The 14,116-nt window shown below is 58.9% G+C and carries 15 protein-coding genes and 1 riboswitch; of the genes, 5 read left to right on the forward strand and 10 right to left on the reverse strand.

Annotation, left to right across the window (positions count from 1 at the left end; translation table 11 throughout):
• Nucleotides 1-24: 24 nt before the first annotated feature.
• Nucleotides 25-225: a sulfur carrier protein ThiS gene (thiS, locus tag ACIQ1A_RS01995; RefSeq protein ID WP_395769405.1), complete on the reverse strand. Its 201-nt coding sequence runs from the start codon at nt 223-225 to the stop codon at nt 25-27.
• Nucleotides 226-267: 42 nt separating this feature from the next.
• Between thiS and ACIQ1A_RS02000 the strand changes: the two genes are divergently transcribed.
• The 4 genes from ACIQ1A_RS02000 to ACIQ1A_RS02015 all read left to right on the forward strand — a co-directional run bounded on the left by ACIQ1A_RS02000 (nt 268) and on the right by ACIQ1A_RS02015 (nt 3,748).
• Nucleotides 268-1,143 carry a RimK family alpha-L-glutamate ligase gene (locus ACIQ1A_RS02000; RefSeq protein WP_395769484.1) on the forward strand — a complete coding sequence of 292 codons (876 nt, stop codon included), beginning with the start codon at nt 268-270 and terminating at the stop codon, nt 1,141-1,143.
• A gap of 214 nt (nt 1,144-1,357) precedes the next feature.
• Nucleotides 1,358-1,801 carry a hypothetical protein gene (locus ACIQ1A_RS02005; RefSeq protein ID WP_395769406.1) on the forward strand — a complete coding sequence of 148 codons (444 nt, stop codon included), beginning with the start codon at nt 1,358-1,360 and terminating at the stop codon, nt 1,799-1,801.
• 5 nt (nt 1,802-1,806) lie between these two features.
• Nucleotides 1,807-2,493, forward strand: coding sequence for a response regulator transcription factor (locus ACIQ1A_RS02010; RefSeq protein WP_395769407.1), 687 nt, complete (start codon nt 1,807-1,809; stop codon nt 2,491-2,493).
• Complete coding sequence (locus ACIQ1A_RS02015) at nt 2,477-3,748, forward strand: ATP-binding protein (RefSeq protein WP_395769408.1); 1,272 nt, start codon at nt 2,477-2,479, stop codon at nt 3,746-3,748. Before ACIQ1A_RS02010 ends, ACIQ1A_RS02015 begins: the two co-directional genes overlap by 17 nt.
• On the opposite strand, the gene ACIQ1A_RS02020 is transcribed toward ACIQ1A_RS02015, so the two are convergent.
• The 4 genes from ACIQ1A_RS02020 to metK form a co-directional block, all read right to left on the reverse strand.
• Nucleotides 3,749-4,348: a DUF4124 domain-containing protein gene (locus ACIQ1A_RS02020; protein ID WP_395769409.1), complete on the reverse strand. Its 600-nt coding sequence runs from the start codon at nt 4,346-4,348 to the stop codon at nt 3,749-3,751.
• 20 nt (nt 4,349-4,368) lie between these two features.
• Nucleotides 4,369-5,190, reverse strand: a complete 822-nt coding sequence (gene metF / locus ACIQ1A_RS02025) for a methylenetetrahydrofolate reductase [NAD(P)H] (RefSeq protein ID WP_395769410.1) — start codon at nt 5,188-5,190, stop codon at nt 4,369-4,371.
• A gap of 49 nt (nt 5,191-5,239) precedes the next feature.
• Nucleotides 5,240-6,661 (reverse strand): adenosylhomocysteinase, encoded by a 1,422-nt coding sequence (gene ahcY / locus ACIQ1A_RS02030; RefSeq protein ID WP_395769411.1) that lies wholly within the window; start codon nt 6,659-6,661, stop codon nt 5,240-5,242.
• 20 nt (nt 6,662-6,681) lie between these two features.
• Nucleotides 6,682-6,764, reverse strand: a riboswitch (S-adenosyl-L-homocysteine riboswitch).
• An 83-nt stretch (nt 6,765-6,847) separates the two neighbouring features.
• Nucleotides 6,848-8,059: a methionine adenosyltransferase gene (metK, locus tag ACIQ1A_RS02035; RefSeq protein ID WP_395769412.1), complete on the reverse strand. Its 1,212-nt coding sequence runs from the start codon at nt 8,057-8,059 to the stop codon at nt 6,848-6,850.
• Between the two features lie 173 nt (nt 8,060-8,232).
• Between metK and ACIQ1A_RS02040 the strand changes: the two genes are divergently transcribed.
• Nucleotides 8,233-8,667, forward strand: a complete 435-nt coding sequence (locus ACIQ1A_RS02040) for an OsmC family protein (RefSeq protein WP_395769413.1) — start codon at nt 8,233-8,235, stop codon at nt 8,665-8,667.
• Here ACIQ1A_RS02040 and dusB read toward each other — a convergent pair.
• The 5 genes from dusB to ACIQ1A_RS02065 all read right to left on the reverse strand — a co-directional run bounded on the left by dusB (nt 8,664) and on the right by ACIQ1A_RS02065 (nt 14,105).
• Nucleotides 8,664-9,632, reverse strand: coding sequence for a tRNA dihydrouridine synthase DusB (gene dusB / locus ACIQ1A_RS02045; protein ID WP_395769414.1), 969 nt, complete (start codon nt 9,630-9,632; stop codon nt 8,664-8,666). The genes ACIQ1A_RS02040 and dusB overlap by 4 nt on opposite strands.
• 2 nt (nt 9,633-9,634) lie before the next feature.
• Complete coding sequence (locus ACIQ1A_RS02050; protein WP_395769415.1) at nt 9,635-10,555, reverse strand: ribokinase; 921 nt, start codon at nt 10,553-10,555, stop codon at nt 9,635-9,637.
• 2 nt (nt 10,556-10,557) lie between these two features.
• The gene (locus ACIQ1A_RS02055; RefSeq protein ID WP_395769416.1) at nt 10,558-11,886 is read right to left on the reverse strand and encodes a NupC/NupG family nucleoside CNT transporter; all 1,329 of its coding nucleotides are present in this window, start codon (nt 11,884-11,886) and stop codon (nt 10,558-10,560) included.
• Between the two features lie 67 nt (nt 11,887-11,953).
• The gene (locus ACIQ1A_RS02060) at nt 11,954-12,859 is read right to left on the reverse strand and encodes an aldo/keto reductase family oxidoreductase (RefSeq protein WP_395769417.1); all 906 of its coding nucleotides are present in this window, start codon (nt 12,857-12,859) and stop codon (nt 11,954-11,956) included.
• Between the two features lie 100 nt (nt 12,860-12,959).
• Entirely contained in the window at nt 12,960-14,105 is a 1,146-nt protein-coding gene (locus ACIQ1A_RS02065) for a PDZ domain-containing protein (protein WP_395769418.1), read from the reverse strand.
• Between the last annotated feature and the right edge of the window lie 11 nt (nt 14,106-14,116).

Below are 14,116 nucleotides of genomic sequence, written 5' to 3' on the forward strand. Positions count from 1 at the left end.
TGAATCGATGCTGGCCGTCAGCCTTCAACCGCCGCCCATGGCCTGGATGATTTCGACCCGGTCGCCGTCCTGCAGCTGATATCCGGGGTGACGGCTCTTCGGAATGATCTCCCGATTCACCTCCACGGCAAACCGGTGGCCCGATATCCCAAGTTGCTCAATCAGCCCTTGGATGTCGATGCCGGTGTCCAGTTGGCGCAGTTCGCCATTCAGATACAATTCCATGCACACAGTTTAACGCCTGACCGGGCATCGGGAAACCGGCTTATGAAGATTGCGGTGATATCGCGTGATCCGGAACTTTACGCAAACTGTCGCCTACAGGCGGTGGCCAATGAGCGTGGTGTCGAATTGACGGTGATCGATCCGCTGGTCTGTCATGAAGCGCAGTTCCTTGAATCTTTTGATGCCGCTCTGCCGAGGTTCGGACCGATTTGGCAGGTGCCGGGCGGGGAACTGCTGGCGCGAATGCAGGCGCACGGAGTGGTCTGTCTGAACACCGCGGAATCGGTGGCTTTGGCACGCGACAAGCAGGCCGCCATGGCGATTTATCACCATCGGGGCCTGCCGATTCCGGTGAGTTTCTCACCATCGACACCAATGGATGCAAGGTCGTTGATGGGCCTGCCTTTCGGATTTCCGATGCTGATCAAGCAGGACGTCAGTGCCGGTGGCTGGGGCGTTCATCGCGTTGATGATGTGGAATCCGCAGTGGCCTTGATGGCGCGCCTGAGTGAAGCAGGCGAGCGCTACACACTTCAGGCGTTCATTGCAGAGGCCGCCGGTCGTGATATACGCGCATTCGTATGTAGTGGGCATGTTATCGCCGCCATGCAAAGGATTGCTGCGCCTGGGGAATTCCGGGCCAATGTCAGCCTTGGTGCCCGAACCGAAGCCATTGCACTGACCGAAAACGAAACCGCGTTGGTACTTGAAGCCACAGCCTCCATCGGGCTTACGGTGGCGGGGGTCGATCTATTGCGGACTGCTACAGGGCCCCTGCTGCTTGAAGTCAATGCTGCGCCGGGTTTTGAGGCCTTGGAGGCAGCTACAGGGCGCGATATTGCTGGGCAAATGCTTGATTTGGTGATTTCCCGGACAAACGGTCAAAACATGACCGTGAATAACCAAATCATCAGGTAGAATTAACGAAATATTAACGCATTGAGGTCTAGCCTTGTCCGACCATCTCTTCGGTTTGCGCGCCTCGTCAGCAACCAACCGGTTATGGTAATCGGAGCTTCACCGTCCTGACCCGGCAAGCGGGTAACCGCTTGCCGGGTTTTTTATGGTTTGGTCAGGAATTGGTGGTATTCTCAATATTGCGTTATTTACAATTTATTTAAAAGGTTACCCAATGAAACGACTTGTCCTTCTTTCGACCTTGTTGGTCTCATCTTTGGCCTATGCCGGCAAGACGCTGGATGCTGAAGCTATCCAGCTTTCGCTGGCGTCCGGCAACGTCTCCATGCAGCGTCAGCAGATTGAGGCCAAGTTGGGTCAGGTGGAGTACACCGAGTTGACCAAGGAAAATCGCGCTGCACTGAATGAGCAGTTCGCGTTACTCAATGGCGCCTCAGTGCCCAGTGATGTTGCCAAGGCAGCAGAGACAAGCATCAACAGCATTCTCAAACAGACTTTTGCCGACAGTAAATTGGTCTGCACCTACGATAAGCCACTTGGCTCGAACATGAAAAAACGCAATTGCATGACGGTTGCCGCGCGCAAGCGCAGTTACGATGCCACGCAACGCACCCTGCAAGGCCAGAAAGGCGATACAGTCCACGTTTCCGGGGGCTGATGGGAATGCGACTTCTCGTCATCGAAGACAACCGCGATATCGCCGCCAATCTCGGCGATTATCTGGAAGATCGCGGCCATACCGTAGACTACGCCGCCGACGGTGTGACCGGCCTGCATCTGGCGGTGGTGAATGATTTCGATGCCATCGTGCTGGATCTCAATCTGCCTGGAATTGATGGCATCGAGGTCTGTCGCAAACTGCGCATGGAAGGCCGCAAACAGACCCCGGTACTGATGCTGACGGCACGGGATTCTCTGGAAAGCAAGCTCGCCGGTTTCGAGTCGGGTGCCGATGATTACCTGGTCAAGCCGTTCGCCCTGCAGGAAGTGGAAGCCCGCCTCCAGGTTTTGGCGCGGCGCACCAAAACCAATCTGTCGCGTACGCTCGGCATCGCCGATCTCGAGTTCAACCTCGATACGCTTGAAGTCCGTCGCGGTGGCGAGTCGATCCAGCTCAATCCGACTGCTTTGAAGATTCTTCAGGCGTTGATGGAAGCCTCCCCCTCGGTGGTGACCCGCAATGAGCTGGAGACCCGGGTCTGGGGCGAAGAGTTGCCCGACTCCGACAGTCTGCGCGTGCACATCCACGGCCTGCGTGCGGCCATCGACAAGCCGTTCCCCACGGCACTGATCCAGACACGTCACGGCATAGGCTATCGAATCGTCGATCCCGATGCAGTACCGGCGTAGACTCCGAACCCGAATCATTTTTTCTTTTTTCCTGCTGGGCTTCGGGCTGACCGCCCTGTTCGCCCTGTCGTCCCTGTACCTTCGGGCGAAGCTGGAAGGGCAGCTCATTGAAAGCACCCTGCAACGAGAAGTCGATAACTTCGTAGCGCAGGTGCGCACCAACCCGCAGGGTACCGCCACATTTTCAATGCTCTCGGCCAAAATCTGGAGTACGCGGAACGCCTACAAGATGCCTTTGGCGCTGCAGAATCTGAGCACCGGCGTGTATGACATCGAGGAAGTGGATGGCAACGGCCAGTTGCATCGCTACAAATATGCCATTCGCCGCGATGAAGATCTGGTCAGTTATGTCCGCTATGACGTCACCAGTGCCAGTTTGAGTGAGCAACGCCTGGTCCTGCTGGTCATCGGCGCCATCGCCTTGTTTTCACTGTTGGCCTGGTTGATCGGCATCTGGTCGTCGTCCCGCGTCATCAGCCCTGTGCTGGAATTGGCGCGTCGGTTGCGGATGATGGTTGGCAAGGAAAGCAACCAGCAGCTCGCCCCGCTGTTTCCCGATGATGAGGTCGGACAGCTGGCCTCGGCCTTGGATGATTATTCCAGCCGGATGACCCAGATTGTCCGCCGCGACCGCGAATTCAATGCCGACGTCAGTCATGAGCTGCGCACCCCGCTGGCAGTCATCCGCGGCGCCACTGAACTGCTTCTGGCCAATCCCGATATCACTGAAAAAATGCGCCAGCGCCTGCTGCGCATCGACCGCGCTGCGCTGCAGTGCACTGATTTGACCACCGCGCTGCTCATGTTGTCGCGCAATGAACGCGGCATGGGCAGTTGCGATATCGCCAAGCTGGTACGTCAGCTGGCGGAGGCCAACCGTCCGCATCTGGCCAATAAGCCGGTCGAGATTTTCGTCGAAGGTCTGGAAGGCGTCATCATCGAGGCACCCGAGGCGGTGCTTTCGGTCGCCATCGGCAATCTGCTGGGTAATGCCTGTAAATATACGGTTGAAGGCGAAGTGCGTTGCCGGGTCGAGGCCGACCACATCGCCATTGAAGATACCGGTCCAGGGCTCAGCACCGAAGATGCCGAGCGCCTGTTCGAGCGCGGATATCGCGGATCCAGTGTCGGTAACACCACTGGCGGCGGCATCGGCCTGTCCATCGTGCGACGATTATGCGAATTGTATGGATGGAAGGTAAGTATCGCACCCCGTGAACAGGGCGGCGCCGTGGCCGTGCTTCGTTTCAGCTGATCAGAAACGGATCCACCAACACTGGTAGTGACGTTGCAGACGGAATACCGTGCTGACCGTTTCGGTTGCGGTATTGCTCCGGTACTGCATCACCTTTAATCCATAGGGTGGCTTTTGCAAGGGTTCCCGGTAAGCGTTTCCGCTCTCATCGGTCATACTTTCCGGCGCCAGCTCTGAAACCGTATCCGTCACCATCTCCGGATACAGGAGTTGCACATCCAGTAGCGGGCGATCCACCATCGCATCCAGACGCATGAGTAGACCTTCGGACTGCTCCTGGCCGACCCCGACCCAATGGTAGCTCTTGACCAGTTGATTGACGTCTTTCATGTCGATGGCGGAACGTACGCTATACAGCAGCTCATCCGGGCTTTTACTGCAGGCGGGTGGCGGCGGAAGTCCGGCGCGGCCGGAATGTGAGGTTTGCGGAATTGCGGGGGCAGCCGGCGAGGGGGCCGGCTTTTCGGTCTGTTCCGGCTCACACAGACGATCGGTATAGACCACGCTGCCATCAGCGCGTTGGCACCGGTGCATGTCCTGAGCGGATGCAGCGCTGCCGGCCAATAACAGAATCAACAGCGTGATGCGAAATAATGCCATACCGGCACTGTAGCGCAGCTTCAGCGCAAACGCGAGAGCACGGCTTCGGTGGGTTTGGCCAGATTCAAGGTATAGAAATGCAGTTCACCGGCACCGCCATCCAGCAGACGCCGGCACATGGCCGCCACGCAGTCGGCCGCGAATTCGCGGATGCTGACGGCATCGTCACCGTATGACAGCATGCGTTGGCTCATCCAGCGCGGAATCTCGGCACCGCACATCTGCGAAAAACGTCGGATCTGCGAGAAATTCGAAATCGGCATGATGCCCGGGATGATCGGGATGTCGATGCCACGGCGACGCACATCGTCGACGAACCGGAAATAGGCATCGGCGTTGTAGAAATACTGGGTAATTGCCGAGCTGGCGCCCAATGCCGCTTTTTCCGCAAAGCGCGCGATGTCGGATTCGGCGTCTTCGGCCTGCGGATGGAATTCCGGGTAGCACGCGACGGTAATCCCGAAGGCATCGCCATACTCGGCTTTGATGAAACGCACCAGGTCGGTGGCGAAGTGCATGTCGCCGGCGCGGGCCATGCCCGATGGCAGGTCGCCCCGCAGAGCGATGATGCGATTGCAGCCCTGTGCTCTGTACTGATCCACCAGATGTCGGATTTCTTCGCGGGTACCGCCCATGCAACTCAGATGCGGTACCGCATTGAGCCCATGCGCATCGGCCAGGTGCTGCACCGTTTCACCGGTATAACTCAAGGTCGAGCCGCCGGCACCGAAGGTGACCGAGGCAAATTCCGGTGCATGGGCCTTCAGCGTGGCCGCAGTTCGGTCGAGCTGGGCACGTTGCTCGTCGGTTTTCGGCGGAAAGAACTCGTAGGAAATCTTCATGGCAGGTTCCGGGCAAAAGAAAGGGCGCATGCACGCCCTTTCCGGTAACTCAGTAGCGGTAGTGTTCCGGCTTGTACGGACCTTCCTTGGCAACGCCGAGATAGGCAGCCTGTGCGTCAGTCAGTTCAGTCAGCTTCACACCGATTTTTTCCAGGTGCAGGCGGGCCACTTCTTCGTCCAGCTTCTTCGGCAGGATATAGACTTTCGGCTCGTACACGTCCTTGTTGGCCCACAGATCAATCTGCGCCAGGGTCTGGTTGGAGAACGAGTTCGACATCACGAAGCTCGGATGGCCGGTGGCGCAGCCGAGGTTGACCAGGCGGCCTTCGGCCAGCAGGTAGATGGCGTTGCCGTTGGCGAAGGTGTATTTGTCGACCTGCGGCTTGATGTTGAGCTTGACCGCATCGGAGGTATTCAGACGCTCGACCTGGATTTCGTTGTCGAAGTGGCCGATGTTGCAAACGATGGCCTGATCCTTCATGGCCTGCATGTGTTCCAGCGTCAGCACGTCCTTATTGCCGGTGGTGGTGACGTAGATGTCGCCGCGACCCAGAGTCGCTTCCACGGTATTCACTTCGAAGCCTTCCATTGCAGCCTGCAGGGCGTTGATCGGATCGATTTCGGTGACCACGACGCGGCAGCCATAGGCACGCAGCGAATGCGCCGAGCCCTTACCGACATCGCCGTAGCCGCAGACCACGGCGACCTTGCCGGCCAGCATCACGTCCATCGCGCGCTTCAGGCCATCGGCCAGCGATTCGCGGCAGCCATACAGGTTGTCGAATTTGGATTTGGTGACCGAGTCATTGACGTTGATGGCCGGCACGCGCAGACCGCCGACTTCCATCATCTGGTACAGACGGTGCACGCCGGTGGTGGTTTCTTCGGAAACACCGCGCCAGTCCTTCATCACGTTGGTCCAGAAGCCCGGACGGTCGGTGGCCGTGCGTTTCAGCAGATTCTTGATGACCTGCTCTTCATGCGAGCCCGACGGGGTATTGACCCAATCCGAACCCTGTTCCATTTCGTAGCCTTTATGCAGCAGCAGGGTGACATCGCCACCGTCGTCGACCACCAGTTCGGGACCCTTGCCGCCTGGGAACGTCACGGCATCAAGGGTGCAATCCCAATACTCTTCCAGGGTTTCGCCTTTCCAGGCGAAAACCGGCGTACCGCTTGCGGCGATGGCGGCTGCAGCATGGTCCTGGGTCGAGAAGATGTTGCAGGATGCCCAACGCACATCGGCGCCGATGTCCTTCATGGTCTCGATCAGCACGGCGGTCTGAATGGTCATGTGCAGGGAGCCGGTGACGCGCACGCCTTTCAGCGGGGCCTGGGCGGCGTATTTGTTGCGGATCGACATCAGGCCGGGCATCTCGGCTTCGGCGATGTCGATTTCTTTGCGGCCCCAGTCGGCCAGGGTGATATCTGCGATTTTGTAATCGGGTTTCAGTTTCGTAACGGCGTTCATGCACGCTCCTTAAAGATCAAAGTGAGCGGGCGCAGTTGCAGTGACGACCGCCATCGAGCCTGTGCTTCCGCGCGTGGCGGTGCTTGCAGCGCCCCTCGATGGGGTGTTTTGATACAGACCTATGATACCGTCTGCACCGGAATGACATGTGAAAACGGGAGCGAATTGACCGCCCCCGTTTCCGGATTACTTCAGTTTCGCGGCCTTGCGCAGGGCATCGGCGACGTCGGTTTTCTCCCAACTAAAAGCAGTGGCTTTGTGGGTTTTGCCGTGACCGTCGACATAGCTGACTTCCTGTGGCTTGCGGCCGAAGTGGCCGTAGCTGGCAGTGCGCTGGTAAATCGGGTGCAGCAGGTCCAGCATCTTGCTGATGCCGTAAGGGCGCAGGTCGAAGTGGCCGCGGATCAGTTTTTCAATCTGTACATCCGGAATCTTGCCGGTGCCGAAAGTGGTGACCGAAATCGAGGTCGGTTCAGCCACACCGATGGCGTAGCTGACCTGTACCTCACAGCGGTCGGCCAGACCGGCGGCGACCACGTTCTTGGCAACGTAACGGGCAGCGTAGGCTGCCGAACGGTCGACCTTGGACGGATCCTTGCCCGAGAATGCACCGCCGCCATGGCGGGCCCAGCCGCCGTAAGTGTCGACGATAATCTTGCGGCCGGTCAGGCCGCAGTCGCCCACCGGGCCACCGATTTCGAACTTGCCGGTTGGATTGATGTGGTACTTGGTGCCTTTGTGCAGCAGTTTGCCTGGCAATACCGGATCGATCACGTGCGCGCGCACGGCTTCAATCAGGTCCTTCTGCTTGATGCCCGGATCATGCTGGGTCGACAGCACCACAGCGTCAATGCCCACGGCTTTGTCGCCTTCATAGCGCAGGGTGACTTGGCTCTTGGCGTCCGGACGCAGCCAGGGCAGCGGCGAATTCTTCTGCTTGCGCACTTTTGCTTGGCGCTCGACCAGACGGTGTGACAGATGGATGGCGGCCGGCATGAAGCTTTCGGTCTCATTGGTGGCGTAGCCGAACATCAGGCCCTGGTCACCGGCGCCTTGGTCTTCCGGGCGCTTGCGGTCGACGCCTTGGTTGATGTCGACCGACTGCTTGCCGATCATGTTGATGATGGCGCAGGTGTGGCCGTCGAAACCGACGTCCGAGTTGTTGTAGCCGATGTCGTTGATGACCTTGCGGGCCAGGGCTTCGATGTCGACCCAGGCCGAGGTGGTGATTTCACCGGCCACGATGGCGGCGCCGGTTTTCACCAGGGTTTCGCAGGCCACGCGGGCGTGCTTGTCCTGGGCCAGGATGGCGTCGAGGACGGCATCGGAAATCTGGTCGGCGAGTTTGTCCGGGTGGCCTTCGGAGACCGACTCGGAAGTGAACAGGTAGTTGCTCATCGCGGCATATATCCTTTAATCGAGATAGAAAGATACAACTTGGGGAGCGCATAGAATACAGGCAAACGCCCCGGTACGCATCAACTTTTTGACCCCTCCGGTTTAGCCCCCGTTCAACCGGCCGGGAATTTGCTAAAGTAGCCATTCCAAACAAGCATTTACAGGGGATTGTCATGGGATTTAAACGCATCGCAAGCGCACGTTGGGAAGGCGATCTGATTGCCGGAAAGGGCAGCATGAGTACGCCGCAGAGCGGGCTGTTCACTGACCAGAACTATTCCTTCAAAACCCGCTTCGGCGACGAGAAGGGCACCAATCCGGAAGAACTGCTGGCTGCCGCGCATGCCGGCTGCTTCAGCATGGCGCTGTCTGCGGTGCTCGGCAAAGCCGGATTCACGCCGGACCGGATTGAAACCCGGGCCGAAGCGATGATGGAGCCGGGCATGGATCCGGGACCGACCGTGACCGGCGTGCATCTGATCGTGCTGGCCAAGGTGCCGGGAATCACTTCAGCGCAGTTCGCCGAGATTGCCGAAGCCGCCAAAGCCGGCTGCGTGATTTCGCGCGCGCTGGCAGTGCCGGTGACCTTGGATGCGACGCTGGCTTAAGCCACCAAACCCGAGAAGTAATCCTCGGTGATTGCCATCTGCTCATGCGCCGTTTCGGCCTTGTTGACCCGTGCCCGGAATTCGGCGGCATTGTCCTGTTCGGCGCTGTACCAACCTAAATGTTTGCGTGCGATGCGCACGCCCTGCAGCTCGCCGTAGAATTCATGCAGGTGCCGCAGATGGCCGAGCAGGGTTTCGGCAATGAATGCCACCGGCGGTTCCGATAGCAGTTCGCCGGTTTCAAGATAATGGTGGATATGCCGGAAAATCCAGGGCCGGCCCTGTGCGGCGCGCCCAATCATCACCGCATCGGCCTTGGTGTATTCCAGAACGAACTTGGCCTTGAGTGGATCAGTGATGTCGCCGTTGGCCACCACTGGAATGCGCAGCGCTTGTTTGACTTCGGCGATGGTGTCGTATTCGGCCAGGCCGGTATAAAAATCCTGGCGCGTGCGGCCATGGATGGCCAGCGATTGGATGCCGCAGTCTTCGGCGATTCTGGCGATGGCCAGAGCGTTTCGGGATTCGGGACTCCAGCCGGTGCGGATTTTCAGGGTGACCGGCACATCGACAGCATTGACGGTGGCACTCAGGATTGCGGCAACCAGTTTTTCATCGCGCATCAATGCCGAGCCGGCTAAAACATTACAGACCTTCTTGGCCGGGCAGCCCATGTTGATATCGATGATCTGCGCGCCATGATCGACATTGAAGCGTGCCGCTTCCGCCAGCTGTGCCGGATCGGTTCCGGCAATCTGCACCGATATCGGCGACGGCTCATCGGAGTGATCCATGCGATGCACTGACTTATTGGTTCGCCAGAAACGCGAATCGGAAATGGTCATCTCCGAGACGCAGAGGCCCGCGCCCATTTTTTTGCACAGCATCCGAAACGGCTTGTCGGTGACGCCGGCCATCGGTGCCAGGATCAGGTTTGGCGAAATGGCATGCGGCCCGATGTGCATGTTCAGCCGAAACGGGCAGTGATGTCGGCTCGGCTCGGCATGGCCAGTGCCGCACCCGCGCGCTCGACCTTGCAGGAGGCCGCCACGACCGCGAAGGCACAGGCATCCGGCAATGCCGATCCATGCGCCAGCTCCGCCGCCAGTGCGCCGTTGAAGCAATCACCGGCGCCGGTGCTGTCTTTGACGCTGACTTTCGGTGGCGTGAATTCGTGGAATCCGTGGGGCGTGCTGAGCACGGCACCGCGTGCGCCCAGCGTAATTACGGTATCGGGACAGGGCAGTTTGCGGGCCAAGGCATGCAATGTGCCGGCATCCCGTTGCGCAATGCTTTCCGCAGTGATGTCTTCGCCCTGGGCCTGTAGCAACGCGGCGAATTCGCTTTCGTTCGGGCTCAGAATATCAGCCAATGCCTGCAGCTCGGCAGCGAATTCGGATGCCGGCGCCGGATTGACGATGCTGCGCACGCCGGCGGCCTTGGCAATGTGCATCGCTGCCAAGCTGGCAGCGGCATTGGCTTCCTGCTGAAGCAATACAATCCGTGCGTTGCGGATGGATTCGGTGTGTCTGGAAATATGCGCCGGTGACAGCAAGGTATTCGCGGCCAAATCCACCAGAATTTGATTTTGGCCGTCGGCGTTCAGCCAGATGGCGGCATTGCCGGTGGCGCTGCCGTTGCATCGTTGCCAGGCGCAGCGCAGTCCCACCGACTCCGCCAAGGTGATGGCATGTTTGCCGAGGGCGTCATCACCAATGGCGGCGATGAACAGAGCATTTCCACCAAGGCGGTGTGCGGCCATGGCTTGATTGAAACCTTTGCCGCCCGGGCCTTGGGAAAAATGGCCGGTGCGGGTTTCACCGGCTTTTGGAAACCGTGGCGTGCGCCACACCAGATCCTGGTTGTAGCTGCCTACCACGACAATCATAATCAGCCGCCGAGCTGGAGCAGGACGCCGGCGATGGTCGCGGTCATCAGCGTAGCAATCGTGCCACCGAGAACGGCGCGCAGACCGAAGCGCGCCAGATCGGAACGGCGCTCGGGTGCCAATGAACCAATGCCGCCGATCTGAATGGCAATCGAAGCGAAGTTGGCAAAGCCGCACAGTGCGTAAGTCAGAATCAGGCGTGAATGCTCGCTGATGGCGCCAACACCTTCGCCGACCGGAATTTGAGACAGCTGCAGATAGGCGATGAACTCATTGAGTACGATTTTCTGGCCGATCAAACCACCGGCGATGACCGCATCGTTCCACTCAATCCCGATCACCCAGGCAATCGGGGCCAGGACGTAGCCGAGAATCAGGCCGAGATTGAGCGTTATCGGTGTAGCACCTGCGGCGGCGCCCTGATTGAGCATCATGTTCAGGCTCTGATAGCCGGATAGATGCAAATCACCAAACCAGCCGATGATGGCGTTGATCATGGCGATGAGCGCTACGAAAGCCAGCAGCATGGCGGCAATGTTGATGGCCAGCTTGACACCGTCGGCAGCGCCGGCGGCGGCGGCATCGATGATGTTGGCCGAGGTTTTTTCCACTTCTACTTTAATGTTGCCGCGCGTCAGGGGCTCACCGGTTTCCGGTATCAGCATCTTGGCCACCAGGAAGGTTGCCGGAGCGGCCATGATGGAAGCTGCAAGGAAATGTTTGGCATAGAAAGCCTGCAATTCCGGGTCGGTTCCGCCCAGCATGGCTACGTAGGTGGCCATCACGCCGCCGGCGATATGCGCCATACCGCCGATCATCATGGTCAGCAGTTCAGACTCGGTCATCTTGCCGATGTAGGGACGAACCGTCAGCGGTGCTTCGGTTTGGCCGATGAACACGCTGGCACATACCGAGGTGGTTTCAGCGCCCGACAAGCGCATGACTTTGGTAATTGCCCATGCCATGCCTTTGACGACCATCTGGAGAATGCCCAGATGATAGAGGACGGCAGTGAGCGCAGCAAAGAAAATCACCGTCGGCAATACCTGGAACACGAAAATGAAACCAAATTTGTCGGCCGTTGCCAGGTCACCGAAAATCATTCGGGCACCTTCCGTGGTAAAGCCGGAAACCGTAACGAATGCATGTGCGGCGGCCCCGAACACGGCGGCCCCGAAGGGTGTCAGCAATACGAATGCAGCGAACAGGACCTGAAGCAGCACGCCGGTGGAAATCAATCGCCAATCAATGGCGCCCCGGTTATTGGAAAACAGCCAAGCGATGGCCAGCAGGCAGCTGAGGCCGAAAAGTCCGAAAAGCACTGCGCTCATGGGGAAATCCGAAGAAGGTGACCGTCAAAGGGTAGTCTACGGCGCAGGATAGGGCAAGCCCGCAGGCTCAGGGCAGGGGATTCCCAGCCGCGCGGTAGAGCGCATACCAGTGCTCGCGCTGCAGGCTAACGCCGGTTGCCGTGGCTATTGATTTCAGTCGCTGTGGATCTGTGCTGCCGAGCAGGACCTGCAGATTCGCCGTATGCCGGAGTATCCAGGCGATGGCGATGGCGCCGGCACTGCAGCCGTAGATCTGCGCCATATTATTGAGTTCATGGTTCAGTTCCGCGAAATCCGGATGACCGAGGAAATTACCTTCGAACATGCCGAACTGCAGCGGCGACCAGGCCTGCACGCGCAGCCCATTCATGCGGCAATAATCGATGACCGAACCGTCGCGGTCAAGACTGCCACCGAAACGGGTGTTGGCCTGCAGGGCGGCATCAATCGGGCCGGTATGGGCCAGGCCGAATTGAACTTGATTGGCGCACAGGGGTTGATTGAGCGCCGACTGCAGCAGCTCGATCTGCATCGGCCGGAAGTTGCTGACGCCGAAACGCAGGACCTTGCCAACAGCCTGCAGATGGTTGAAGGCTTCGGCGACTTCCGCCGGTTCCATCAGGGCATCAGGCCGGTGCAGCAGGAGAGTATCAATGTACTCGGTGTCCAATCGGCTGAGTATTCCGTCGACCGAATTCAGGATGTGCTGGGCACTGCTGTCGTAGAAACCTTCGCGGATACCGCATTTACTCTGGAGAACGACGGATTCCCGCTTACAGCCCAGCGTCTGCATGGCCTGGGTGAACAGGCGTTCACTGCTGCCCGAACCGTAGATGTCGGCATGGTCGAATTGCCGGATACCGGATTCCAGTGCAGCTTCCAGAAGCAGGGCGATTTGATCCGGCGTCCGCTCATGCAGACGCCAGCACCCGAGAATAAGTCGGTCATCGTTTCCGGTGGTGGGCAGTGTCATGTCAGTCTCCTTGCTCGCACTATATTAATAGGTGTTACCGGTTTCGGTCTCTCCAAGTGAAAAACCCGGCAGCGCCGGGTTTTTCGGGACATTGTGGGGTTCAGCGAGGCTCGCCGATCCCGGATTCGATGATTTCGATTTCGAGGTCCTCATCCAATGTCGGGCCGACCAGAGTGATTGTGCGGAACAGGTCACTGCCGCCGATCAGATTCTCGGTCAATAGGCCGCCATCAGCACTGTCGAACAGCATGGCAACGCGCGGTGGACCGGGCGGCAATGGAGGCATCGGAGGCATGGGCGGCATTTTAGGCATGCTGATGCTGACCGACTGGGGCTTGCGGTCGCGCAGGATGTCGAGCGTTACTTTCTCACCTTCTTTTTTACCATGCATGGCTTGCAGTACGTCACGTGACTTGCCGACTGGCTTGCCGTTGACTTTGGTGATGACGTCGCCGGCCTGCAATTGCGGGAATTCCGCCTTCGGGCTCAGTACCAGCACGCCGCTATTGGTGCCGAAATAGCGGCCCAGTTGTGGATTGAGCTCGGCCATATTCAGGCCTTGCCAACGTGTGGCATAAGTGAATGAGGGCGCCTTATTGCCGCCGGGACCGGTTGTGCGGGTTTCGCGGTTGACGATCATCTGCGGTTCGATTTTTCCGGCTTTCAGCGTGGCATTGGCCGTTTTGCCGCTTCGGGTATAGGCCAGTTTCACGGTCTGTCCTTCCTTCAGATTGGCAAGCGCGGCACGGGCCTGATCGACGCCGGCCTGGTCCTTGGTGGTGATGCTTTTGCCGTTGATGGACGTGATAACGTCGCCGGCCAGAAGTCCGGCATCCTTGGCCGGACCTTTCGGGCTGACCGCAGCGATTTTCACGCCGTTGCCACTGTTCGGCGCCATGACCACACCCAGACCGATTCGCGGACCGGCAGGGTACATTTCAATCCGTTTCGGACCGCGCTTGTCCTCGACTCGCCCCGGACCTTTGCCGGCCGGCGCGGTGGTAGTGACGCTGCGCTCGACCGTGCCGGTTTCGCTGTCGCGCTTGGTTTCGATGATGGTGATCTGCATCTGGTCATCCGGGCCGAGCTTTTTCGACAGCTCCTGGATACGCTTGCTCAGCTGCTCGATTTCCGCACGCGCGGCTTTCTGTTCTTCGGCAGATACTTTCGGGGCCTGTCCGAATACAGTAGTGGAAAGAAAGCCTGCGGCGAGTATCAGCGGAATGAGGTTTTTCGGGGTGAACATGGAAGTCTCCT

The organism is Arenimonas sp. (genome assembly GCF_044353605.1).
GTDB lineage: Bacteria > Pseudomonadota > Gammaproteobacteria > Xanthomonadales > Xanthomonadaceae > Arenimonas.

Excerpts from the sequence above, each read along its gene's own strand:
- ACIQ1A_RS02000 (WP_395769484.1), top strand. The coding sequence starts at position 268 with ATGAAGATTGCGGTGATATCGCGTGATCCGGAACTTTACGCAAACTGT.
- ACIQ1A_RS02060 (WP_395769417.1), bottom strand. The coding sequence starts at position 12,859 with ATGACACTGCCCACCACCGGAAACGATGACCGACTTATTCTCGGGTGC.
- ahcY (WP_395769411.1), bottom strand. The coding sequence starts at position 6,661 with ATGAACGCCGTTACGAAACTGAAACCCGATTACAAAATCGCAGATATC.
- ACIQ1A_RS02020 (WP_395769409.1), bottom strand. The coding sequence starts at position 4,348 with ATGGCATTATTTCGCATCACGCTGTTGATTCTGTTATTGGCCGGCAGC.
- ACIQ1A_RS02055 (WP_395769416.1), bottom strand. The coding sequence starts at position 11,886 with ATGAGCGCAGTGCTTTTCGGACTTTTCGGCCTCAGCTGCCTGCTGGCC.
- ACIQ1A_RS02050 (WP_395769415.1), bottom strand. The coding sequence starts at position 10,555 with ATGATTGTCGTGGTAGGCAGCTACAACCAGGATCTGGTGTGGCGCACG.
- dusB (WP_395769414.1), bottom strand. The coding sequence starts at position 9,632 with ATGCACATCGGGCCGCATGCCATTTCGCCAAACCTGATCCTGGCACCG.
- ACIQ1A_RS02010 (WP_395769407.1), top strand. The coding sequence starts at position 1,807 with ATGCGACTTCTCGTCATCGAAGACAACCGCGATATCGCCGCCAATCTC.
- ACIQ1A_RS02065 (WP_395769418.1), bottom strand. The coding sequence starts at position 14,105 with ATGTTCACCCCGAAAAACCTCATTCCGCTGATACTCGCCGCAGGCTTT.
- thiS (WP_395769405.1), bottom strand. The coding sequence starts at position 225 with ATGGAATTGTATCTGAATGGCGAACTGCGCCAACTGGACACCGGCATC.
- ACIQ1A_RS02015 (WP_395769408.1), top strand. The coding sequence starts at position 2,477 with ATGCAGTACCGGCGTAGACTCCGAACCCGAATCATTTTTTCTTTTTTC.
- ACIQ1A_RS02040 (WP_395769413.1), top strand. The coding sequence starts at position 8,233 with ATGGGATTTAAACGCATCGCAAGCGCACGTTGGGAAGGCGATCTGATT.
- metF (WP_395769410.1), bottom strand. The coding sequence starts at position 5,190 with ATGAAGATTTCCTACGAGTTCTTTCCGCCGAAAACCGACGAGCAACGT.
- ACIQ1A_RS02005 (WP_395769406.1), top strand. The coding sequence starts at position 1,358 with ATGAAACGACTTGTCCTTCTTTCGACCTTGTTGGTCTCATCTTTGGCC.
- metK (WP_395769412.1), bottom strand. The coding sequence starts at position 8,059 with ATGAGCAACTACCTGTTCACTTCCGAGTCGGTCTCCGAAGGCCACCCG.